Source organism: Candidatus Dormiibacterota bacterium (genome assembly GCA_035544955.1).
Classification (GTDB): Bacteria; Chloroflexota; Dormibacteria; order CF-121; family CF-121; genus CF-13.
On sequence record DASZZN010000005.1, the window covers coordinates 67,760 to 90,979 of the forward strand.

Consider the following 23,220-nt stretch of genomic DNA (forward strand, 5'->3'; position numbering starts at 1 on the left):
ACGCTCGCATGGCACTGAAGCGCCGCTCGCGTGGGCCGACGGGCCCGGGGGCGAGCGGACGATCAAAGTCCGCGGCAAGATCTTTGCCTTTCTCAGCGAGGACGGGGAGAAGCTGTACTTGACGGTCAAGCTGCCAGAATCCTCAGAGGCCGCGCTCGGTTTGCCGTTCACCTTCCCGACCCGCTATCGCCTTGGTCGGAGCGGCTGGGTTTCGGTACGGTTTCCGAAGGGCTCCGCGATCCCGGTGGACATGTTCCGGGATTGGATCGCAGAGAGCTATCGTGCGGTCGCGCCGGCGAGCCTGGTCAAAAAACTGGGCTAGGTCCGCGCTAGCGGCGTTTCCTGGAGCGGCGGTCGTGGCATTCGACCGTGGACGATCTCGAATCCCGTCGTATTGCTCAGGACGTCGACCTCGTCGCGTTTCAACCGCAGCTGGGCGGCACCTTTACCGGCGCGCAGATTGGTCAGCGTCAGGTCGGGCAGCCAGTCGGGTAAGTCGGGATTCACATAGATGACCTTCGCGTTGCCGGCGGTATGAATCCCACAGAGGACGGCGACCAGTCGAAAGATCGCGGCGGCCGCCCAAGCTTGGGGCACGTTGGTCCCGAGATAGGGGACCGGATAGGCTCCCGGCTCGCGCGCAACCCCCGCCCACAGCTCCGGCAGGCTGTAGTGTTCGAAGCGCTCGGCGGCGGCGAAGATGCCCTCCGCGATCTGGTGCGCCTCGGTGTGCCGGCCGGCACGTCGAAATCCGCCGGCGATCGTGGCGTTGTCGTGCGGCCAGACCGATCCCAGGTGATAGGAGTTGGGATTGTAGGAGGGATGCTTCATCGAGAGCGTGCGGATGCCCCAGCCGCTCCACATATCGGGCTGCATCAGGCGGTCGACAACGCGGTTGGCACGATCGGGTGGGACGATGCCGCTGGCGAGGCAGTGCCCCGCGTTCGACGCCACCGATCGGATGGGCCGTTTCTCACCGTCGAGGCCCAGGTAATAGGTGCCCTCTTCCTCCCACCAGAACCGCTCGTTGAACTCTTCAAAGAGGCGGATGGCACGTTGTCGCAGCTCCGCGGACCGTGCGTCGTCGCCCCAGATCTGATAGGCCTCCGACATGCGCAGCAGCGCGTCGAAGGCGTAGCCCTGGAGCTCGCACAACGCAATCGGTAGCGGGGCAATCGTGCCGTCCTCGTGCTGGATGCTGTCGTGCGAGTCTTTCCATCCCTGGTTATAGAAGCCGACCGGCGAGCGTGTCTTGTATTCCTGGAAGCCATCGCCGTCACGGTCGCCGTACTCGAGCATCCATTTGAGCGCGGCCTCGGCATTCGGCCGGTAGCGGTTGAGGATCTCCTTGTCGCCCGACCATTGGTAGGCATAGGAGAAAACGATCAGGAACAGGAGCGTGGCATCCGCCGTGCCGTAGTAAGGCGTGAAGGGAAGGAGGCCGAGGCTGGCCAGTTCCCCATAGCGCAGCTCGTGCGGGATCTTGCCTGGTTCTTTGTCCTGCGTGGGATTGTCATCGGTCGCCTGCACCCGCGACAGCCGATCGAGGGCGCCGAAGGCGAACTCGGGAAAGCCGCTGATGCTTTCCATCGCGACCACCAGTGAGTCACGACCGAAGAGCGTCACGTACCAGGGGATGCCGGCCGCGGGAATGTAGACGCCGCGGCGCACCGCGAAATCCGACATCCGGAGTGCCTCCATGTCGGCGACGGCTTGACGCCAGATGCGGGGCAGCGTCGCGTGGCCGGTGGCGGCGACGGCGACCGCCGGCAGCACGCCGGTGGCCATCTCCGGGTCGCGGTTCTGGATGGCACGGCAGGGCAGCACCCGGGCGCGCTTCCCACCGATGACGGGCAGCCACTCGATGCAGGTGTGCCAGGTCTGCTTCGGTGCGAGGTTGATGACGAACTGCATCCGGCCATTGGCGAACTCGGGGTGCGAGTCTTCCCGTTCGACACAGACATGCAGCTCGCGCTTGAACGAGCCGTTGGTGTAGGTCGTGCGCAACTCACCGGCTTTCTCGTGCCACGAACTCTGCAGGTCGCCGCGGCGCACCAGCCGCTTTCGCCGCACGTCGAAGATGTCGGCGAAGTCCGACTCGATGGCGACTTCCAGGATCAGGCGGACCGGATGCGCCGCGTAACTGACCAGGTCGTAGTCCTCGTGGACCCCTTCGAAGATCGTGCGATCGAGGCGGAAGCCGATCGCCCGTTCTTTGAGGACGATGTCGTGTTCGGCGCCATTCTGCGTGCCGGCCAGCGGAAGTTCCGGGGTGGTGAACTCGTGGCGCACCGAAAAGTGATCGATCGTGCTGGCGTCGAGCAGGAGCGGGACCCGCCCGTTGATCGTGACGGAGTAGCTGGACACGAAACGGGTATCGCGGGCGAAGAAGCCGAAGGCGCCAGTCGGATCCAGCGTGGCGTTGGGGTCGGAGACCATGAACTGGTGGTCGTGGTTGATGGTGATCGTCGGCAAGCCGTGGGTGACCGGCATCTGCGGTGTCTCCTAGCGTAGCTGGAGGTTGGCGTCAACGCCACTTCCACGCGTCGTCACCCGTTGTCTGCCTGCGCCGTCACCGAGCCGGGATCGCCTGCGGGGCCATGCGAATACGCGCCAGGCGGTCGATGACCTCCTCGGCTTCGCGGACGATATCGCGCACGATCTGGCCCGCCGGTTTGATGTCGTGTACGAGGCTGACCGACTGGCCGGCCCACCAGGCGATGGCTTCGAGATCGCCAGTGAAATTGGTACTGGGCATGACGGCTCCGTAGCGTGGAACCTCCCAGGTCTTGCCGGCGCGCGTGATGCTCCCCACGATCTTCCCTTCGCCGGGGCGATATCCGCTCCGCGGCCTTCCCGCCGCCTCCCATTCGCGCACGATGGCATTACGCAGGACCCGGTGTGGGGCGTCCTTCCAACCGACGTCGAATAGGTCCTCGCTGTAGATGGTGTCTTCCGCCCGTCCGGTCACGATTCCCTCTTTGTAGATTTGCGGGACGAAGGCCTCGACGCTGGCGACGAATCGGGTGCCCAGCGAAACGCCCTGCGCGCCAAGGGCCAGCGCCGCGACCAAACCCCGTCCGTCGGCGATACCGCCGGATGCAACCACCGGAACCGGGGCGATCGCGTCGACAACGGCGGGAACAAGGACGGAGAGTGCCGTCGTGCCTCGCACATGGCCACCGGCTTCGACACCCTGGGCGATCACGAAATCGACGCCCGCGTCGGCCGCCGCGGCCGCCTCTTGGACCGAGCCGACCTGGATGGCCACCTTCACGCCATTTCTGTGGGCCGGCACGACGTACGGTCGAGGATCACCCCAGAAGAAGACAAGCAGCGGGACGCGCTCATCGATGCATGTCTCGATCGGGCCTTCTTCAATCTGTTCGAGGATGACGTTGACACCGAATGGCTTCGCTGTCAGGGCTCGCACCCGCTGGATCTGTTCGCGCAGGTAGGGGAGTGGATAGCGAGCCCCGCCGCCCAACACGCCGAAGGCACCGGCGTTCGACACGGCCGCAACCAGCTCTGGCCCGGCACCGGCGCCAAAGCCCACCGAAAGAATCGGGTGCTCGATGCCAAGGCGCTCGCACAGCTTCGTCTTCATCGAATTCCCTCCTTGCCGCCCGGCTTGCCGGACCGGACACCGCTCAGCCTAGGCTAGCGCGGCGGCATAATCGGCGGAGGCGCGAGGTTCATGTCGTTGAAATCCGCATGCGTGTTGACGTAGGACTCGCTGTCGACGATCTGCGTCTTGAGGAGCGCGAGCCTGGCCGCGCTGTCGCCCAATTGGCACCTGGCATAGCGGTGCCTTAGCTCGTCCCAGAACATTCCAACCGTGAGATTCACGCAGGAGCCGCCGGTGACCGCCGAATGATCGCCGACCTGGTCCGACGTCGATTTAACGCGCTCGAACGTAGGGCATTCCCGGAAGTCATCCGGAAAGGGACGCGAGTAGGGGCAGGCATCGTTTGGGAGCTTCCCGATTCCTTATCCACACCACGTCTGGACCGTGTGTGTCAACGCGTCGAGTTCACGCCGGCACGTTATTGCTGAGCTTGGTCGCGGGGCGCGGGCCCGGGCCCAACGCGGGGCCCGGGCTCCCAGACCGTTAGCTACCGACCGTGATCGTGCCGGTCATCCAGTCGTGGATGGCGCAGAAATATTGGTGCGCGCCCAGGGCGCCGGCCTTGACCGACCAGTGATCGGCGCCCAGTGCGCCGTAGTACTGGGCGTAGCTGGAGCCAACGATCAAGCCGGAGTCGGTGGTGTCCGCGAGCAGCGCGCCGGAGACCTGGCTTCCCGGATCGCCGATGAGTTCCACCGGGAAAATGCCTGGCTCGGGCTCGGGTGCACCGGACGGGCAGATTGGCTGCTGGTCCGGGCCGGACAGCGGCGCATAACTCGTCTCACAATCAACGCCGAACGGCGAGACCGGTGCGAACTCTACCGTGTGAATGACGTTCGTCTGCCACTGATAGCGCACCATGTCGCCGGGCTTGAGGCTGAGGTTCGAGGGCAGCATGTCGTGGATCGCGATGTGCCGATCGCGGCTGGTGACGCCAACGTGGACGTTGTACACCGTGGGCCCCGAATCGTGTTGCTCTGCCTCGACCTGGTTGGCCTCGTTATACAGCGCGACGGCCTCGCGCTGAGCGCGACGGAACTGCACCGCCGCCAGGCGGTCGATCTGACTCTGAGATTGAATGTCGCGATTGCCCCGCACGACGTTGAGCGTGCCGCGCATTCCCGGATGAAGGTGACAGAAGTAGGTATATGTTCCGGGCGCGGCATCGATTTGGATGAACCAGTCCGGCGACTTCGCGACAAAGCCGGGATCCGATGGGGCTGTGCCAATGAAGACACAGTGGGTCTTCGCCGTTTGGCCACAGGATGGCGTGCCGCCGAAGCCCAGAAAAACCGCGGGCCCGAGCACGATTTTCGGTCCGCCCGAACCGAGCGCGTTTCCTTCGACGGCGGTGACCTCGTCAGGTGTGAACAGCGGCAACGCCTGCCGGGCCGCAGCTTCGTTCGACGCCACCTGGATCAGGTGGTCGGGGATGGCGAAGTGGAAATCCACGGTATCGCCCTGATGGACCTTGATGGACCTCGTGAAGAAGTCGGTGTACTCGAAGACCTTCGGCTGCACGCCGGGGGGCGCGGTGGAGCGCCCGTTGGAATCGAGTTGCTGGTTCGCCGGATCAGCATGGTCGACGCCGATGGTGAAAGTCTGCGCCGACGCTGCTGACGCGGTCACAGGGACCCCCATCCAGATCACGGTTGATAGGCCGGCGATCCCGGCCAGCGCTCGTAGACGCATGTTCCCTCCTCGGTGCCCTGGGCACCACCTACCGTCGCCCCCAGCCTGTCTACGCTGGACGATCCGTGGCGTCAATACGCCACAAGGCGTATGCTGCCTGCCAGGAGAGGGCCTTGGAGCGGTTGGGACCGTCGGACTATCAGTCGGTGCTGAACGTCGTACGCGAAATCCATGAGATCGAGCGTATGGACGACTTTCCGCATCGGGCGATGGCCGGCATCGGCCGCCTCATCGAAAGCGACCTGCTGACCTACAACGAGATCGATACGCGGCGTCGGCGCGCCTTTATGGTCCAGGAGCCTGCCGGTGCCATCGGTGCTACCCAGCTCCAGACCTTCGAGCGGCTTGCCCACCAGCATCCCTTGATCAACCACTACGCGCGCATCCGCGACAGCCGGCCCCGAAAGATTTCCGACTTTCTCAGCCTCGCGGAATTCCGGCGGCTCGACCTGTACCAGGAATTCTTTCGCGATGTCGCGGTCAGCTATCAGATGGCCGTGACGATCCCCTCCGCAAACGCCCTGGTCATCGGTATTGCCCTCAATCGTGCCCGGCGAGATTTCTCGGAGCGTGACCGATCAGTGCTCGACCTATTGCGGCCGCACCTGGTGCAGGCGTACCGGAATATCGCCGAACGAGGCACACTCCAAGAGCGCGCCGAAGCCGCTGAGCGAGCGATCTGGGCCGAATCGGCCACCGTCCTCGCCTCGCTGACGACGCGAGAACACGAGATCCTCGTGCTCGTCGCGGGCGGCAAGACGAACCCGCAGATCGCCGGCCGCCTCTTGGTCAGCCCGCGGACCGTGCAAAAGCACCTCGAGCACGTCTATGACAAGCTCGGCGTCCGCACGAGGACGGCGGCCGCGATGAAGTTGGGCCAGGCCTCCTAGGGCGTCGGTCGGGCCATCGAGCCGGCCGCGACCAGGTGATAGCGGTGCTCGGGCCGCCCGGGTGATCCGTAGCGCATCACGACTTCCACCCGGCCCGACTGCACCAGGTGGTCGAGATAGCGCCGAGCGGTGACGCGGCTGAGGCTGGCGACGTCGGCAACCTCGACCGCCGCCAGGTCGCGCCCGGCCTCCTGCAGGATGCGAGTGACCAGGTCAAGCGTCGGTCGCGAGAGGCCCTTGGGCAGCGTCTCGCCGCCGCCGCCGTGCCTGAGGATCGTGTAAAGCGTGTCGACCGCGTGCTGATCCGCCTCTGAGAGTTGCTTGAGCCGCTGGTGCATCGCGGCGTAGCTGCGCAGCTTCTCCTCGAGAGCGGCGAATCGAAACGGCTTGATCAGGTAGTGGACGACACCGCCGTGCATCGCGGCCCGCAGACTCTCCACGTCGCGGGCGGCCGTAATGGCGATCACGTCGACGCGAGACGCGCCGCCTTCGCGGATGGTGCGCATCACGTCCAGTCCCGAGATGTCTGGCAGATAGATGTCGAGCAGGACGAGGTCGGGTTTGACTTGTGTGATCAGTCGCAACGCATCGCCACCCGTTCCGGCCTCCCCAACGACGGTGAAGCCCGGCATCTTCTCGACGTAGGCGCGGTGCAGGGCGGCTACCCGGAAGTCGTCATCGACGATCAGGGTCCGGATCAAGGCGTTGCCACCGATACCGGTTTTGTGAAAAGGGGCAGTCGGACGGTAAACAGGGCGCCACCCTGGTTGACGACGGTGACCTCACCGCCGCGACGCGCGGCGACCTGCTGCACGAGAGCGAGGCCGAGTCCGCGGCGCGAGCCGGGATCCGCCACCTTTGTCGTGTAGCCCTCGGAGAAGATCTGCCCTAGGTGAGCCGGTCCGATCCCAGGGCCGGAATCGTGCACCTGGATCACGACGTCGCCGTCGGCCTTGTGGATCGAGACTTCAACCCAGCGCGCGCCACCGTTCGACGAGGTGGCGGCCGCGTCCAGCGCGTTGTCGATCAGGTTTCCGACCACCGTGATCAAGTCGCGCGGGTGACCAGCGTCGCCGTCGAGGCGGCTCTCGGGCGACAGCCGAAATTGGATGCCGCGCTCGGCGGCCACGGCAGACTTTCCGAGCAAGAGCGCGCCGAGCACCGGGTCGCCCACCCGCTCGAGCAACGACTCGGTGAGTTCCTGCGACACGCTCGATGATTCGGTCGTCAGCTGGATCGCTTCCTCCTGGCGTCCGAGCTCGATCATCCCCGCGATGGTGTGCAGCCGATTGGAGAAGTCGTGCGCCTGTGCGCGCAACGCCTCGCTCACGCTGCGCGCATTGTCCAGCTCGCGCAGCAGGTTCTCGAGCTCGGTGCGATCCCGGAAGGTCGCGACATGTCCGATCGTGCGCCCGCGCACCACGACCGGCATCCTGCTCACCACCAGCACACGGTCGGCGGCGAGCACCACCTCGTCGGCGCCGGTGATCTCACCGGTCAGCAGTTCGCGGACTCGCCCCGGAGGCAGAACCTCCGTGAGCGGCCGTCCCTGGCTGTCCGCGGACAGCCGGAGCAGTCGGCGTGCCTCGTCGTTGATCAGCGTGATGCGGCCTTCGATATCGGTCGCGACGGTTCCTTCGCGGATCCCATGCAGGCTCGCCTCGCGTTGTTCGAGGAGCGCCGCGATCTCGCCCGGCTCCAGGCCGAAGGTCTGCCGCTTGAGCCGCTGCGCAAGAAAGATTGATCCGGCGACGCCGAGGGCGAGGGCCACGAGCATGTACAGGACAAGCTGCGGAAGCATAGCCGCGAGCTGCTGCGAAAGTGTTCCTTCGGTGAAGCCGACCGACACGATTCCGATGACGCGGCCCTGCCCGTCGAAGATCGGTGCCTTTCCGCGCGCTGACGGGCCGAGGGTGCCCTGCTCGACACCCTTCCATGGCTTTCCGGCGAGGACGGTGCGGAAGTCCTCATCGATCGGCTTGCCGATCAATGCCGAATTCGGGTGGGAGTAGCGGACCCCATTCACGCCGGCGATCACGACGAAGCTTGCGCCCGACGCCTTACGGATCCCCTCAGCGAGCGGCTGTAGGGTTCGGGACGGATCCGAGTCGCGGAGTCCGTCGCCCACGGATGGCATGCCGGCTACCGATTGCGCGATGGTGAGCGAGCGCTGCTCGTAGCGCTGATCGAGCTGCCGGCTTTCGTTGAGGTAAGACGCGGCGGCGCCAATAATCAGCGCTCCCAGTACGATCGCGAGCTGGAAGACGAGGATCTGCGACGCCAGGCTGAGGCGAGGTCGGCGCACCGACCTCATCGTATCCCGTCGTCACGAGTGCCGGCAGCGACCATAACGACCACAACGGTCGCAAACTCCGCAAGGCTATTCAGCGGCCGTCCGGCCCATTTACGGTAGCGGCAATGGCCGGGCCGGCGATCGAGCTGCGTGGCGTCACGAAGCGCTTCGCCACGCCCAAAGGGGGCATCTACACGGCGTTGCGCGACCTGACGCTGGACGTGGCGCCGGGCGAGTTCTGCGCCGTGGTCGGGCCGACCGGCTGTGGGAAGTCGACGACGCTGGCGCTGATTTCCGGCCTCGAGCTGGCCAGCGCCGGCGAGGTTCGGGTCGAGGGCCGCCCGGTCAAGGGCATCACCGAGGGCGTCGGTTACGTCTTTCAGAGCGATGCCGTCTTCCCCTGGAAGACCGTCCTGGAGAACGTCGCGGCCGGTCCCCGTTACCACGGTGCAGCGGGCCGCGACGCCCGGGTCCGGGCGAGGGAGTGGATCACTCGCGTTGGGCTTGCCGGCTTCGAGGATCGCTACCCGCACCAGCTGTCCGGCGGCATGCGCAAGCGGGTTGGTCTGGCGCAAAGCCTGATCAATGGTCCACGCATCCTACTCATGGACGAGCCGTTCTCCGCCCTCGATGTCCAGACGCGGAGCCTGATGGAGAACGAACTGCTGTCCCTCTGGTCATCGACGTCGGCGTCAGTGGTTTTCGTTACGCATGACCTGGAGGAAGCGATTGCGCTCGCCGATCGGGTGGTTGTTATCACCGCCGGTCCGGGAACGGTCAAGGGTACTTATGAGGTCGACCTGCCCCGGCCGAGGAACGTCGCCGAGATTCGCTTTCAGCCGCGATTCACCCAGATCTACGAGGCGATCTGGAGTCAGCTGCGCGACGAGGTGTTGGTGAGTTATGAGCGTCAGAAGCACGCTGCCGCGGTCTAGCGTGGTCGGATCCAACCCGAACCCGCCTCTGCAAGCGGTGGAGGCGAATCCGATCGATGCCGAGCTGACGGCACGCCGGGCACGGGCCGCGCGCCGCCGGCGCGTGATCGTCTACACGCTGCGCCTGGCGTTCGCGGTGGTCTGGATCGGCAGCTGGGAGCTATCGACCCGCCTTAACTGGGTGGACCCCTTCTTTGTCGGCATGCCATCGGGCGTGGTGCAGCGGTTGTGGACCTGGATCACCGACGGAACAGCCCTGGGGCCGCTCTGGCTGCAGGCCGCCGTGACGATGGAGGAAGCGGTCGTGGGCTTCATCATCGGCTCGGCGCTGGGCGTGGTCTTCGGCATCCTGCTGGGCCGCATCGAGCTTCTGGCGGAAACGCTCTCGCCCTTCATCAAGGCCGCGAACGCCATCCCGCGTGTCGTTCTCGGCTCACTCTTCGCCATCATGTTCGGTTTGTCACTCTGGGGCAAAGCGGCGACGGCCGTGGTGCTCGTGTTCTTCGTCGTCTTCTTCAACGCCTTCCAGGGCGTGCGTGAGGTGGACCGCAACCTGATCGCGAATGCACGGATCCTCGGGGCCAACAACCGCCGCCTGACGACCGAGATCATCATCCCGTCGGCCCTGTCCTGGATTCTCGCCAGCCTCCACATCAGTTTCGGCCTCGCCATCGTCGGCGCCGTGGTCGGGGAACTGTTCGGCGCAACCGCGGGCCTCGGCCAACTCATCTACAACGCCGGACACACCTTCGACGTCAATGGCGTGTTCGCGGGCATGTTCGTGCTGGCTGTCCTCGCGCTCATTGCGGAGGGGCTCATCAGCGCGCTCGAAAACCGGCTCATCAAGTGGCGACCCAGTCGTGTCAGCGGCGAAATACCGATTTAGGGAGGAGAAACGATCAATGCACGGACTCAGTCGTAAAGCGTTTCTGGCGGCGGGGGCGATGGTTGTCCTCGGCGCCTGCGGAAGTTCGGCGAACAACGCCGGCGGAGGCAGCTCGCCCGCCGCGATGACGCCGGTCGACCTCAAGATGATGGTCGGCGGACTCAACAAACAGATTTATCTGCCGAACATGCTCGCTAAGCAACTCGGCTACTTCGACGAGCAGAAGATCAACATCACCCTGGTGGACGAGGGGTCCGGACAGGGGACCGAGCTCGAGGTCGTCGCCGGCAACGTCGACGCGGGCTCGGGCGCGTACAGCCATCCGATCGAGCTCAACGCCCTGGGGAAAAAGATCGAGACGATCTGCCAGTTCGGCATCGCGCCGGGTGAGGCGGAGATGGTCGCGAGCAGCAAGGCCGGCTCCATCAAGTCGGCCGCGGACCTCAAGGGGAAAAAGCTGGGGGTCACCGACATCGGCTCGGGTACACACACGATCAGCCTGGCGCTCCTCGGGAAGGCCGGCTACAAGGGATCCGACGCAACCTTCGTGGCGGTCGGCGCAGGCAACACGTTCATCGCGGCCATCAAGAACGGTCAGATCGATGCCGGCATGACGACCGAGCCGACCATCACCCGGCTGCTGCAGAGTGGCGACGCGAAGGTTCTGATCGACCTCCGCACGCCTGAGACGACCCGCGCGGCCCTTGGCGGTGACTACCCATTCATCGGCATCTTCGCCAAAAACGACTGGGTGAACAGCCACAAGGACGTCGCCCAGCGGTTGGTCAACGTCTACGTGAAGACGCTGAAGTGGATGAAGGCCCACACGGCGGCCGAGATCGCCGACAAGATGCCGGCCGACTACCTAGTTCCGAGCAAGGACCTGTATGTGTCGGCGCTCCAGAACCAGCTGTCCATCTTCGGGACCGACTGCAAGATGCCGGCCGCCGGGCCGCAGACCGTCTTGAGTATCGAGCAGAACTTTGTCTCGAGCTTCAAGGGCAAGAACGCCAACCTCCCGGAGACGTTCACGAACGAATTCGCCAACAAGGCGAGCTAACTCGCGTTGACGACCCCCACCCCGACCCTCCCCCCCACAAGGGGGGAGGGGACGGGTGAGGCGCCTACTCGGTCTTTTTCGCCCGCAGGCTTTGAAGCACGATATCAATCTCGCCGGCGTGGACCCGAATATGTGAAACACACGGGCGGGCGAGGATCTGCCAGGTTGGAAGTCCGGCGAGATCCCTCACCTCGCTCCAGACCTCAGGCGTCAGATAGCGGGGCTTGACCCGCTGGTGGGCCTCGAGGTCGGGCGCGCGGTCCAGGTCTTGGTCGCTCAGATCCCCGAACCAGCCCAGCGCGGCCTGTCTGACCTCAGCGATGTATCCAACCATGTCTGTAGGGTTGACGGAGTGAGCGACTGAGTCGGCTTCCTGCTGTGAGATACCGGCCCCATAAGCGAGCTCGGTCGCGTGAAGCCCGCTCCATTGGGGCCGGTCGGCGACCTCGGGCACACCCTGAATCGCGCAGTGAATGCCCCAGTCGATGATCCGCGCCGCATGCCAAAAGGTAAAACCGGGCAGGCTGGTTCCTGGAATCTCGCGAGCAATCCATTCCTGGTCAGTGACCGACGCCAGCCGGTCCCGCAAGATGTTCAAGGAACCCGTGAGTTGCAGCTCGAGGAGGGTTTTCCCGGTCATCTTGGCGTCTGGCTCACTGAAGAACTTAGCAGGTGTCAGGAGTGGTGACTACTTCAGGTCGTCGGGCGGTCCCAGCGCATCCTGCAGCGCGGGCAGGTGTTCAACCAGGGCAGCGAAATCCTGCCGGGCCAGGCTCAACACGCTGGTGTCGGTCACGGTCCGCACGGTCGCCGTCCGTCGCCGGTTGCCGAGCAGCGCGATCTCGCCGAAGTGGTCGCCCGGGCCGAGCCGGCGGATCAGGCGCTCCTTGCCGTCGACTTGCTGCACGACCTCTACCTGGCCTGAGGTGATGATGTAGAAGCGCCCGCTCATGTCGCCTTCGCGCACGATCAACTCGCCCGCGCCGAACCGCATCGGGATGACGGTATTGCTACGACCGAGCGGCAGCGGCGTCAGGTGGTCGGGTAACACGGCGCTGCCCATCCAGTGCAGCGCCAGGGCGAGCCGCCGACGCCAGGTCGGCATGAAGGAGAGGAACAGTCCGCGGGAGACGACCGACGCGGGCCATCCATGCAACGCGATCCCTCGGACCTGCGCGACACCATAGCGACGGCTAAGCAATGCCACCTCACCGAAGCGCGCCGGGTGGCATGGCTCCAGTGGCTGGCCGCGCACATCGGCCACGATGTTGCGCGCAGCCTGTGACCCCTCGCCGAACGCGACCATGACCATCGCGCCGTAGGGTTGGCCACTGCCGGGGTCGGGGACCGCGGCGTTGTCCCCGACGGCATACACACCCGGCCAACTCGGGACTCGACAGAACGGGTCGCAGGGGATGCGTCCACGCTGCAGCTCGAGCGGCATGGTCCTCACCAGGGGATTTGTCCCGATGCCGACGGTGGCGATGATGCTGCGCGTCTCGATCCGCGAACCGTCGGCCAGCACGATCGCGCTCGCCGTCGCGTCCTTGATGCCGACGCCGAGCCGGAGCTCGATGCCGCGTTGCCGCATTCGGTCGAGTACGCGTTGGGCGAGCCCATCGTTGAAGGTGGGAAGAACACGAGTGAGGATGTCCACCGTGATGATGCGCAGCTCGGACGGCGAGATCATCGGATAGGAGCGGAGGGAGGCTCGCAGGAACTCATTTGCCTCGGACGCGATCTCCACTCCGGCGTAGCCCGCGCCGGCGATCACGAAGGTCAATCGTCGCTGTCGCTCGGCGGCGTCGGTTGTCACGCTGGCCGCCTCCAGCATCTCGATCAGGTGGTTGCGCAGATGGATGAAGTCACCGATCGTCTTGGTTTGCAGCGCGTGCTCGGTCAAGCCAGGGAATCGCGAGAGGTCGGTGACCGAACCGAGGGCGATGACGAGATAGTCCGCGTCCAGCACCACCTCGTCCCCCTCGCCATCGAGGCTGAGCGTGGCTCGCCGGTTGACCGGGTCGATCGATTCGATCTCTCGCGTGTAGATCGTGACGCCGGGAAGGATCTCGCGGAGCGGGATGAGCACGTGCTGCGCCTGCAGCACGCCGGAGACGATCTGGGGCATCAACCCATGCCAGACCTCGACGTTCTCCCGGCTGACGATGGTGATGTCGATCTCGTCGCCGGTCCGCCGGTGTTTGATCAGCTCGCGGGCGCATCGGACGCCCGCATGACCGCCACCGAGGATCAGGACCCTCTTTCGGCTCATGACCAGCGGGCCCGTTCGAGCGCTTTGCGCGCCCCGAAGTAGCCGCACATCCCGTGCACGCCGCCGCCCGGCGGCGTCGAGGCCGAGCACAGATACAGCTGCCGGTTCGGTGTGGCGTACAGGCGCGGCGTTGGACGGATGAAGAGCTGCCGCAGGTCGGCGATGCCGCCGTTGATGTCGCCACCGACGTTGTTCGCGTTGTGTCGTTCGACGTCGGCCGGACCCATGACGTGACGAGCGAGGATCCGGGACGTGAAACCGGGGGCGAACCGCTCGACCTGCGCCTCGATCCGCTCGCGCATGTCGACGGTCGATCCGTTGGGAACATGGCAATAGGCCCAACCGACATGCTTGCCGGCCGGGGCGCGCGTCGGGTCGGCCATCGTGGGCTGGGCGAGGATCACGAATGGCCGCTCCGCCACGTCGCCCGCGGCCACCGCGTCCTCGGCCGCCACCACCTCGTCGAACGCGCCGCCAACGTGGACGGTGCCGGCCCGCCGGCAGGCCTCGGCGCGCCAGGGGATGGGGCCCTCGAGCGCCCAGTCGACCTTGAACACGCCCGGCCCATAGCGAAACCGTTGCAGCTGCCGGCTGAAGCCGTCCGGCCACTGGCCGCTCGCGATCGGAAGCACCTGGCGTGGTGTCAGGTCGAATAGCACAACCCGACTGCCTGAAACCTGGGCCATGCCGTCCACGCGGCAATCAGTGTCGATCGTCACGCCTCGGGCTCGGAGTAGGGCGACGAGCGCGTCGGCGACGCGTTGCGAGCCACCATGGGCAAACGGCCACCCGTAAGCATGGCCCGCCGCGGCGAGGACCAGGCCGAACGACGCGGTTGCGGGCCGGCGGAGCGACAGCATCGAGTGCGCCCCTAGTCCCGCGAAGAGCGCGCGCGCGTGCGCGGTCCGGAAGCGGCTGGCGGCCAGCGCCGCCGCTGAACGCAGCGCCGGAATGCCAAAGCGCGCCAGCGTCACCAGGTGCAGCGACGGGCGCGGGGGACCTAGGAACTGCCTCGTTAAGAGGTCTGCGTGCCGGACGATCGGTTCCATCAGGCGGCGGTAGGCCGCGCCGTCCCCGCCCAGCCCGCTCGCCGTCACGTCAACCGACCGATCGAGCACTGCCGCCGAGCCATCATCGAGCGGGTGGGCCAGCGGGATCGCCGGATGGTCGTACGTCAGCCCGTGCTCCGCCAGCGGCAGCGTGCGGAAAAAAGGCGACGCGTGCGCCAGCGGCAGGACCGATGAGCAGACGTCGTGAATGAAACCGGGAAGCGTCAGCGCCTCCGATCGCGTACCACCGCCGATGGTTGCTTCCGCCTCGAGCACACGGACCTTCTTGCCGGCGCCAGCGAGGACGATGGCCGCCGCGAGCCCGTTCGGTCCGGCCCCGATGACGACGGCGTCGACCTGGCCGTCAGCCAAGGTCGATGACAGTGCCCTCCGCGGCGGCTTCGACCGGGATGGCATTGCCGCGATGGGCCGCGACGATCGCATCGATCTGGTCGTCGGTCCGCGCCGGGTCATGGTGAAACAGGAGCAGCCGCTTGACGCCGGCCGCTTCGGCAAGGCCGACGGCGTAGTCCACGGCCGAGTGCCCAAACGGCGAGAGCGTCGGGAACTGGGCCTTTGTTAGCTGCGCGTCATGGATCAGGAGGTCCGCCCCCCGTGCCAGGGCTATCGCGGCGGGATGATAGGCGCCCAGCCCGGCCGGTCCGGGCCCGAACGCGATCGGGCTGTGGTCCGAGAGGTAGGCGATGGTCGCTCCGGCGCCGGTCACCCGGTACCCATAGGTCAGGCCGCCCTTATGCGGGATCTCGCGGGCGACGACGTCGAATCCCTCGACAGCCCGAGGGCCTTCCTGGATTCCGAGGAAGCGCCATTTGCCGCGGAGCTCCGCCGGTTTTATCGGGAAGTGGGGCGGCGACATGACCCGCGCCAGCACATTGGCCGGATCACCCTGCGCCGGCATCACGAGTGTGACCTCGGCGTCGGGACGGTCGCCGGCGGCAAAGAACGGGATTCCATGGGTGTGGTCCCAGTGCAGGTGCCCGAGCAGGATCGAGCCTCGAAACGGGCGACCGTCAAGCAGGGGGGTCAGCCGCTGCAGGCCGGTGCCGGCGTCGAGCACCAGGGTTGGCGCTTGCTTATCGTGGGCGAGCGCGATGCAGGAGGTATTGCCTCCATAGCGCACGAACGCAGGCCCCGGCGATGGCGTCGAACCTCGCACTCCGCAAACGAACAAACGCACCGAAGGGGAGTGTACGGGTTACAGGCCGTCGCGAAGAGGTGGTCAGTACGAAATGGAACCTCGTAGCTACCTCCCTTGACCGATCTGGCTCCGCAGGCTCAAATAGGGGGGCATGCCTGAGCCCAGGATCACGGTATTCCTAGCGGACGACAACTTGATCGTCCGGGAGGGGGTGCGAGCGTTGATCGGCAGCGCTCCGGACATGGAGGTCGTGGGGGTCGCCGGTGACTACGACGGACTCGTCGCCGGCGCCGAGCAAGCCGCGCCGCAGGTGGTCGTGACCGATATCCGGATGCCGCCGACCTTCCAGCGTGAAGGAATCGAGGCGGCCAAGCAGGTGCGCAAGCGCCACCCGGGGACCGGGATCGTAGTGCTGTCGCAATATGACGAACCCGATTACGCAATCTCGCTGCTGAGCGAAGGGGCTGCCGGCTACGCCTACCTCCTGAAAGATCGAGTCGCCGAAGGGGACCAGTTGTTCCGCGCAATCCGGGCGGTCACGACCGGCGGCTCGATGCTTGACCCGCGGATCGTCGAGGCGCTCGTACGCCCGGCGAGCCAGGGTACGGACCTTTCATCGGAGGAAGAGGAGTTGCTCCAGGAGCTCGCCGAAGGTCGGCCGATGAAAGCGATCGCGGTTGCCCACGGGACGACGCCGGCCGACGTCGACGACGCGATCCAGAAGCTGTTCCTCAAGCTGGCGCAGGCCGCCAGCAGCGGCGCGGCCGGCGCGCTGCGGCGGCTGAAGCTGCTGCACCAGGCGATCGTCGACCGGGAGGAGCAGGGTGAGAGCCTGAGCCGGCTTCTCCCCACCGGGATCGCGGAGAAACTGCGCCGCGAGGGTCGCAACATAAGCGGAACCGAGACCCTCACGGTCACCGTCCTGATGTCGGACATTCGGGGCTACTCGACGATCGCGGAGGACGCCGACCCAACCGTCCTGGCCCGCCAGCTCAACGAGCATCGTGCCGAGATGAATCGTGCGATCCTGGCGCAGAGTGGCACCGTGATGCAATTCGTCGGCGATTCGGTGATGGCGGTCTTCGGCGCCCCGATCCCGGAACAGGATCATGCGCAGCGAGCGCTTGCTGCCGCCCACGCCATGCACGAGGCGCAGGCGGAGGTCAACGCGCGCTGGGCCGGGGAGCGGCTGCCGGCATTTCAACTCGGGATCGGCCTGTCCACGGGGCAGGTGGCGGCGGCGCTCCTCGGGTCGGAGGAGCGACTCGAGTATTCGGTGGTCGGCGACAGCGTCAACCTCTGCCAGCGTTTGCAACAGTTCGCCAAGGGTGGCGAAACGGTGCTGAGCGACGCCACCTATCGCGCGTTGGATGGCTCGGTCGACGCCGATGCCCTGCCGCTGGCCCAGGTCAAAGGACGGCACGCGCCGGTCCAGGCTTACCGGGTCGCCGCGCTGACGCCCGCCTGACCAATGACGATCGCCGTTCGCCGAGGCACGACACCCACGCTCCGCCGGTCGTTCGTCGTGCCAGCTTTGCTCTGGGTCGTGCTGATGGCTCTGCTGGTGTTTCAGTTATTCCTCACCTTCGGCTTCGACTGGCGCAGCGCACCGGCCACATTTCGGCCGAACGCTTCGTCGGTCGCCGGCTTCGTAGCGATCCTCGCCATGAGCAGCGTCGGCGCTCTTCTTGCCTGGCGCCGTCCGTCCAACCGCATCGGATGGTTGTTGCTGGCAATCGCACTGAATGCGATTTTTATCGACGTCCCTCGTCTGTACGTCGGCGTCGCCGTTTATGTGCATCCTGGTCTGCTACCGGCCGCGCTCTGGGTGGCCTGGCTTGGTCAAGTGGTCTGGATCTTTCTCTTCACGCAGCTTCTTGTCGTGCTCCCGTTGGTGTTCCCGACCGGAACCCTCTTGAGCCGCCGCTGGTTCTTCGTTCTATGGCTGGCCGCGATCCCGGTGCTTCTGGTAGTCATCGCCTCGCTCGATCCGACGGCGACGGCCCCGCTTCCGAACCCGATGGGGGTCAAGGCAGTGGCGGGATTCCTCAACAGCTCGCTTCAAGTCCCATTTGGCGTCACCTTCTTTGCGACTTCCGTGTTGGCGACCGCCTCGCTCATCCTTCGCTTTCGCCGGGGCGACGAACGAGAGCGACAGCAGATCAAATGGTTGCTCGCCGCGGTTTTGCTGGTGCTTGGATCTTTCATCGCTCAGTCGTTGTTCCCGCAACTCCAGAATGCGCCGCTGCTCCCCTTGGCCGCCGCGACCCTGCCCGTGGCGATCGGGATCGCGGTCTTACGCTACCGCCTCTATGACATCGACGTCATCATCAACAAGGCGCTCGTGTTCGGGGGACTCGCGGCCGTCATCACAGCTGTGTACGTCCTGCTCGTCGTTGGCATCGGGGCGCTGATTGGAAGCAATCAACGGTTCTTGCTCTCATTGGTCGCAACCGCCGTCATTGCGCTCGCGTTCCAGCCACTGCGTCACCGAGCTCAGCGCCTTGCCAACCGGTTCGTTTACGGGACGCGGGCGACGCCCTACGAGGTGCTCTCGCAGTTCAGTGAGCATCTCTCAGCGACGTACTCGCACGAAGACATCCTCGAACGCATGGCACGAATCCTGGCGCAGGGCACCGGTGCGGAGCGAGCCGAGGTCTGGGTCCGGGCAGGGCAGCGGCTCTTGCTCGCCTCCTCTTCACCGCAACCGGCCGAGCCGCTCATGCCGCTGGTCATGCAAAATGGCGCCCTGCCCGACATGCAACGCGACACGGTCGTCCCGGTCAGTCACGCGGGAGAGTTGCTCGGCGCCCTGGCGGTCAGCAAGAAACGAGGCGGGACCATGAACAACGTCGAGCAGAAGCTGGTCACGGATCTCGCCGGCCAGGCCGGCCTGGTGCTGAAGAACGTTGGCCTGAACCAGGAACTGCTCGCAAGGCTCGACGACCTTCGGGCGTCCCGGCAGCGCCTCGTGACGGCCCAGGACGAGGAGCGCCGTCGGCTCGAGCGCGACCTGCACGACGGGGCGCAGCAGCACCTGGTGGCCCTCAAAATCAAGCTCGGGCTTGCGGAGGCGGCGGCCCAGCCCGAAACCAAGGTCCGCGCCCTGATTACGCAGCTTAAGCAGGACGCTGACGCCGCCATCGACACCATGCGCGACCTCGCCCGAGGTATCTATCCGCCACTCCTGGCGTCGGATGGCCTCGAGGCCGCACTGCGCGGGCAGATCCGCCGCAGCACCGTCCCCGTCGACCTGGAGGTCGACGACGTATCGCGCCAGCCGCGCGAGGCCGAGGCCGCGGTGTACTTCTGCTGTCTCGAAGCGCTTCAAAACGTAGCCAAGTACGCGCAGGCCCACCGCGTCCGTCTGCGGCTGTGGACGGAAGAAGCCGATCTCGCCTTCCGCGTCGAGGACGACGGCAAGGGCTTCGATGCCATGACGGTTCCCCAGGGCTCCGGCCTCCAGAACATGAGGGACCGAATGGAGGCGCTCGCTGGCTCGCTCGAGGTCCGTAGCACGCCTGGCGGCGGGACCACGATCGAGGGGCGAATTCCGGTAGGGCTAGCTTCCCCCTGATTTGGGGGCAGGCACCGGCGACGCGGCCCTCGTGGTGCGCCAGAATGCGGGTGCACGAATGAGCCAACCAGCTATGGACAACCCGCCGGGTGGCGGCTACCCTCTCGATACCGGAGGGGAAGGGAAACATGATCGAAACGGAAGAGCCTGAGGTTTTGAAGGCCGAGGTCCCCGACCAGGCAATCGTGACGGCGCGCCGGGTCCGCAAGGTCTACCGGAGCGGGACCGAGGTCGAGGCGCTTCGCGGCGTGGACTTCGAGGTGGGCCGCGGCGAGATGGTCGCCGTGGTGGGGCCGTCGGGGTCGGGCAAGACGACCCTCCTGAACTGCCTCTCGGGGCTGGAGCGGATCGATGGTGGCCAGATCCTGGTCGACGGCTCTGATCTGGAAAAGCTGTCCGACAACGCCCGCACGGGGTATCGCGCGCGCCACATGGGCTTCGTCTTCCAGGCGTTCAACCTGCTGCCGGTGCTGACCGCGGTCGAGAACGTAGAGATTCCGCTCCTCCTGCTCGGGCAGCGGCCGCGGCCGGCGCGCGAGCAGGCGATGGCGATGCTGGAAACGCTCGGCCTCGCTGACCGCGCCAAGCACCGCCCCGACATGCTATCGGGTGGTGAGCAACAGCGAGTCGCGGTCGCCCGGGCGCTGGTGCATCAGCCGGCCATCGTCTGGGCCGACGAGCCCACCGGCAACCTCGATACCGAGGGGACGGAGGTCGTCGTCGAGCTGTTGGTCCGGCTCAACAAAGAAGGCCAGACCATGGTGCTGGTCACGCACAATCCGGCCGTTGCGGCCAGGGCGCAGCGGACGGTGCGGATGCGGGACGGCCGCGTCGAGGTGCCGCCGCAGCCAGCACGGTCGACGGCTCCGACCAGCTGATCCGATGAAAGGGCCCCTCCTCCTTTTCGGGGGGCTGTTCGTTGTCGCCTACGGGATCCTCATCCTGATCGCGTTCCGCCGTCCGCTGTTTGCCCGGATTGCGATTCGTGAAGCCACTCGCCGGCCGTGGCAGTCGGCGCTAGTCGTGGCCGGACTGATGATCGGGTCGGGAGCCATCCTCGTCTCCGAGGTGATGCAGAATTCGGCCGACGACTCATTAACCGCCGGAGCGTTTCAGTCATGGGGCCGGGTCGACCTGACGGTGAGCGCGCCCGACAACGGCTACTTCGACCCGACGATCGCGCAAACGCTGGCGAACGATCCGCAGGTGCGCCAATCGGCGGCTGGCGTCCAGGCCGGCGTTGAGCTGGTTGGCTCCGTTGCCAACATAGACCGTGGGTCGAGCGACGCGTTCGTCCGCGTGATCGGCTTCGATCCCGCGACCCAGCCGGCCTTCGGCAGCTTTCGTCTCGTTGATGGGGCAGAGACCTCCGGCGAAAACCTGCAGGCGGCAGAGGTCTTCATCGGCCAATCGCTCGCCACGGCGACCGGCGCCAGGGTTGGCGACCACCTTCGCGTCTCGATCGGACAGCGTACTGGCGAGGCAATGACCGGCGCCGTCGTGGTGGCGGGCGTTCTCGCACCCGTCGGACCAGGTTCATATGGTCTACGTCCGGCGGTCTTCGCGCCGCTCGAGACGGTGGCAGGCGTCATCGGCACGCACCAGGTCAACATCATTCGCATCGCAGCGCCCGGCTCTGGCCAGCCGGAGCTGGATGCCGGCCACAGGCTCGTCCCGACCGTGGCCGCTGCGCTGACGCGGCTACCCGGGGCATCGCAGCTCCAGGTACGAGAAGCGAAGGCCGAGGACATCACCGCAGCGCGGCAGAAGCAGGATCCTGGCAATGCCACGGGCGGTTTCACGGGGGTGTTGAGCATCATCGTGCTACTCGCCGGCCTCGTTCTCGTGGTGAACCTGATGGCCACGCTCGTCGAGGAGCGCCGCCCGCGGCTCGCTGTCCTCCGCGCGCTTGGCCTTTCCCGGCTCGGCTTGATTGTGGCTCTCTGCACGGAGGGTGCGCTGTACAGCCTCGTTGCTGCCGTGCTCGGGATCGTGCCCGGGCTGCTGGTCAGCTGGGTGTTGGTCGCCGCGACGGTGCGGGGAACCGGTGGTGTGGGCGCCGGGGCTGGTATCGCCGTCGGCCGCGACCTGCTCGTTCAGTTGTCGGTCAGACCGAGCGCGCTGGCGCTGGCGATCACAGCCGGCGCCGCGGTCACACTGGCGGCCGTGATTCTCGCCGCCGTCCTTCGGTCCGACATGACGATCGCGGCTGCCATCCGCGATCTGCCGGACCCAAAGAATGTCAACCGCAGTTCGCTGCCGTCGCGCCTGCGTACCTTCGGTGTCGCGCTTGTCGCGCTGATCGCATTGTTCAATCCATTGCCTGAGTTCCCTGGCGCGCCTCTGCGCCTCCTCGGTGGCACCGGGCTCATCACGTTTGCGGCGCTCGCCATGCGCGGCCGTGTCCCGGACCGAGCTCGTCTGACCGCGGCGGGGCTGGCCCTGGCCGCCTGGGCCCTGACCAGCCTGACCATTTCCTACTCGACCTCGACGTCGCAATCGGGAGGCTTCGAGCTGTTCGTTGCCATTCCCGTGACCGCCCTCGGCTTGTCGCTTGCCGTCGTCAGCAACGTGCGCCTCCTCGAGAGCGCCGCCTCCGTGGCCGGAGGCGCATCAGGGCGGCTTCGCGCGACGCTGCGACTGGCGCTCGCCTATCTGGTTCGCGGGCCGGTGCGGGCGAGCCTCACGGTCGGCACGATGGCCATGCTCCTGTCGGTCATCGTGATCTACAACATCTTGATCGCCGATTTCACGAATCAGACGCGGCAGTCCGATGCGCGCGCCCCGTATGACATCAGCATCTTCATGCCGGCCCAGCGCTCGATGGTTTTGCCAGCGGCGCTCCAAGGTCAGGTGGCGACCTCGCTGTCCGTCCCGACCCGTTCGTATCTGGGTCCGGTGCAGGTGAGCTCGCCGGTGGGGACCCCAGCCCTCTGGCACCAGGAGCGCATGTCCTTGTACGAAGTGACGCCGGAGCTGGTCAGCAGTCCGCCGATGGGGAGGGACATGACCAACCGTGTGCCGCAATTTCCAAACGATGCGGCGGCATGGCGCAGCGTGCAAAACGATCCGGGCTGGGTCTTCTGGACACGCTTCAATACTGATGTCCGGCTCACCTTCGTCGGTCCGCAAGGATTGGTGACCAGGTATGTTGCGGGCGACTTCGGCGACCCGATCCTCGACGGGATCATCGGCTCGCCCCAGGCACTCGCGCCGTTCGGGAATCTTCCGCTTGGCACCACCGTCCTGATCAAGGCGAAACCGGGTGTGGATCCGCACGTCCTGGCCGTTCAGCTGCGTCAGGCGCTCCTGCCGTCGGGTGCCGAGGTGACCGCCATCGCCGACCTGCTGCGGCAGCGGGCTGTCTCCTTTGAACTCTTCGCGTCGGTCCCGATCCTCTTCATGCGGATGGGCATGGTGATCGGCATTCTTTCCCTGGCGATCCTCGCCTTCCGCGCGGTGGTGCAGCGACGGCGTGCCATCGGCGTCCTGCGGGCGCTTGGGTATCGCCGTGGCGAGGTGGTCGCGGGGATCATGACAGAGGCGACCCTGACGACGACCGTCGGGGTTGCGGTTGGGATCGTCACGGGCCTCGCCGCCGGTTACGTCTATCTGAACGGCACCAGCTCGACCGGGCCCTTCAGCCTCGACCTCGCGAGCCTGGCCGGCACGCTGGCGTTGATCTACGCGGCCGTGCTCCTGGCCACGTTCGGTGCGGCGCTGGCGGCGGCGCGAACGCCGCCGGCACAGGCGCTGCGGCTGCAGGAGTAGGGGAGCGG

The 23,220-nt window shown here is 66.2% G+C and carries 18 protein-coding genes and 1 pseudogene; 9 read left to right on the forward strand and 10 right to left on the reverse strand.

Annotated elements, in window-relative coordinates; all coding sequences use genetic code 11:
- Nucleotides 1-34: 34 nt before the first annotated feature.
- A pseudogene (locus tag VHK65_00825) lies at nucleotides 35-322 on the forward strand (MmcQ/YjbR family DNA-binding protein).
- On the opposite strand, the gene VHK65_00830 reads toward VHK65_00825, so the two are convergent.
- From VHK65_00830 to VHK65_00845, 4 genes are all read right to left on the reverse strand, one after another.
- The gene (locus VHK65_00830) at nucleotides 319-2,493 is read right to left on the reverse strand and encodes a glycogen debranching N-terminal domain-containing protein (GenBank protein ID HVS04696.1); all 2,175 of its coding nucleotides are present in this window, start codon (nucleotides 2,491-2,493) and stop codon (nucleotides 319-321) included. The pseudogene VHK65_00825 and the gene VHK65_00830 overlap by 4 nt on opposite strands.
- Before the next feature lie 79 nt (nucleotides 2,494-2,572).
- On the reverse strand, nucleotides 2,573-3,607 hold the full coding sequence (locus tag VHK65_00835) for a nitronate monooxygenase family protein (protein HVS04697.1): 1,035 nt from the start codon (nucleotides 3,605-3,607) through the stop codon (nucleotides 2,573-2,575).
- Nucleotides 3,608-3,660: 53 nt separating this feature from the next.
- The gene (locus tag VHK65_00840; protein ID HVS04698.1) at nucleotides 3,661-3,849 is read right to left on the reverse strand and encodes a hypothetical protein; all 189 of its coding nucleotides are present in this window, start codon (nucleotides 3,847-3,849) and stop codon (nucleotides 3,661-3,663) included.
- 262 nt (nucleotides 3,850-4,111) lie between these two features.
- A complete protein-coding gene (locus VHK65_00845; protein ID HVS04699.1) occupies nucleotides 4,112-5,320 on the reverse strand; it encodes a hypothetical protein in 1,209 nt (402 codons plus the stop codon).
- Nucleotides 5,321-5,433: 113 nt separating this feature from the next.
- On the opposite strand from VHK65_00845, the gene VHK65_00850 reads away from it, so the two are divergent.
- Complete coding sequence (locus VHK65_00850) at nucleotides 5,434-6,210, forward strand: LuxR C-terminal-related transcriptional regulator (protein HVS04700.1); 777 nt, start codon at nucleotides 5,434-5,436, stop codon at nucleotides 6,208-6,210.
- Here the strand turns inward: VHK65_00850 and VHK65_00855 are convergent.
- On the reverse strand, nucleotides 6,207-6,911 hold the full coding sequence (locus tag VHK65_00855) for a response regulator (protein ID HVS04701.1): 705 nt from the start codon (nucleotides 6,909-6,911) through the stop codon (nucleotides 6,207-6,209). The two genes, VHK65_00850 and VHK65_00855, sit on opposite strands and share 4 nt — an antisense overlap.
- Entirely contained in the window at nucleotides 6,908-8,515 is a 1,608-nt protein-coding gene (locus VHK65_00860) for a sensor histidine kinase (protein HVS04702.1), read from the reverse strand. The genes VHK65_00855 and VHK65_00860 overlap by 4 nt, the downstream gene beginning before the upstream one ends.
- Before the next feature lie 113 nt (nucleotides 8,516-8,628).
- Here VHK65_00860 and VHK65_00865 point away from each other — a divergent pair, with 113 nt between their 5' ends.
- From VHK65_00865 to VHK65_00875, 3 genes are read left to right on the forward strand one after another with little or no spacing between them, the layout of a single operon-like run.
- Complete coding sequence (locus VHK65_00865) at nucleotides 8,629-9,438, forward strand: ABC transporter ATP-binding protein (protein HVS04703.1); 810 nt, start codon at nucleotides 8,629-8,631, stop codon at nucleotides 9,436-9,438.
- Nucleotides 9,439-9,475: 37 nt separating this feature from the next.
- Complete coding sequence (locus VHK65_00870) at nucleotides 9,476-10,324, forward strand: ABC transporter permease (protein HVS04704.1); 849 nt, start codon at nucleotides 9,476-9,478, stop codon at nucleotides 10,322-10,324.
- A gap of 16 nt (nucleotides 10,325-10,340) precedes the next feature.
- Nucleotides 10,341-11,384 (forward strand): ABC transporter substrate-binding protein, encoded by a 1,044-nt coding sequence (locus tag VHK65_00875; GenBank protein ID HVS04705.1) that lies wholly within the window; start codon nucleotides 10,341-10,343, stop codon nucleotides 11,382-11,384.
- Nucleotides 11,385-11,448: 64 nt separating this feature from the next.
- Here VHK65_00875 and VHK65_00880 read toward each other — a convergent pair whose 3' ends face one another.
- Genes VHK65_00880 through VHK65_00895 form a run of 4 tightly spaced genes read right to left on the reverse strand, consistent with a single transcriptional unit; the run spans nucleotide 11,449 to nucleotide 15,882 of the window.
- Nucleotides 11,449-12,024 (reverse strand): DinB family protein, encoded by a 576-nt coding sequence (locus VHK65_00880; GenBank protein HVS04706.1) that lies wholly within the window; start codon nucleotides 12,022-12,024, stop codon nucleotides 11,449-11,451.
- Nucleotides 12,025-12,072: 48 nt separating this feature from the next.
- Entirely contained in the window at nucleotides 12,073-13,656 is a 1,584-nt protein-coding gene (locus VHK65_00885) for an FAD-dependent oxidoreductase (protein ID HVS04707.1), read from the reverse strand.
- On the reverse strand, nucleotides 13,653-15,077 hold the full coding sequence (locus tag VHK65_00890; GenBank protein HVS04708.1) for an NAD(P)/FAD-dependent oxidoreductase: 1,425 nt from the start codon (nucleotides 15,075-15,077) through the stop codon (nucleotides 13,653-13,655). The genes VHK65_00885 and VHK65_00890 overlap by 4 nt, the downstream gene beginning before the upstream one ends.
- Complete coding sequence (locus tag VHK65_00895; GenBank protein HVS04709.1) at nucleotides 15,070-15,882, reverse strand: MBL fold metallo-hydrolase; 813 nt, start codon at nucleotides 15,880-15,882, stop codon at nucleotides 15,070-15,072. Before VHK65_00895 ends, VHK65_00890 begins: the two co-directional genes overlap by 8 nt.
- Nucleotides 15,883-16,015: 133 nt before the next feature.
- Between VHK65_00895 and VHK65_00900 the strand changes: the two genes are divergently transcribed.
- The 4 genes from VHK65_00900 (at nucleotide 16,016) to VHK65_00915 (ending at nucleotide 23,212) form a co-directional block, all read left to right on the forward strand.
- Nucleotides 16,016-17,332 carry an adenylate/guanylate cyclase domain-containing protein gene (locus VHK65_00900; protein HVS04710.1) on the forward strand — a complete coding sequence of 439 codons (1,317 nt, stop codon included), beginning with the start codon at nucleotides 16,016-16,018 and terminating at the stop codon, nucleotides 17,330-17,332.
- Nucleotides 17,333-17,335: 3 nt separating this feature from the next.
- On the forward strand, nucleotides 17,336-19,441 hold the full coding sequence (locus VHK65_00905; protein ID HVS04711.1) for a sensor histidine kinase: 2,106 nt from the start codon (nucleotides 17,336-17,338) through the stop codon (nucleotides 19,439-19,441).
- Between the two features lie 128 nt (nucleotides 19,442-19,569).
- Entirely contained in the window at nucleotides 19,570-20,319 is a 750-nt protein-coding gene (locus tag VHK65_00910; protein ID HVS04712.1) for an ABC transporter ATP-binding protein, read from the forward strand.
- Nucleotides 20,320-20,323: 4 nt separating this feature from the next.
- On the forward strand, nucleotides 20,324-23,212 hold the full coding sequence (locus VHK65_00915) for an ABC transporter permease (protein ID HVS04713.1): 2,889 nt from the start codon (nucleotides 20,324-20,326) through the stop codon (nucleotides 23,210-23,212).
- Nucleotides 23,213-23,220: the final 8 nt, after the last annotated feature.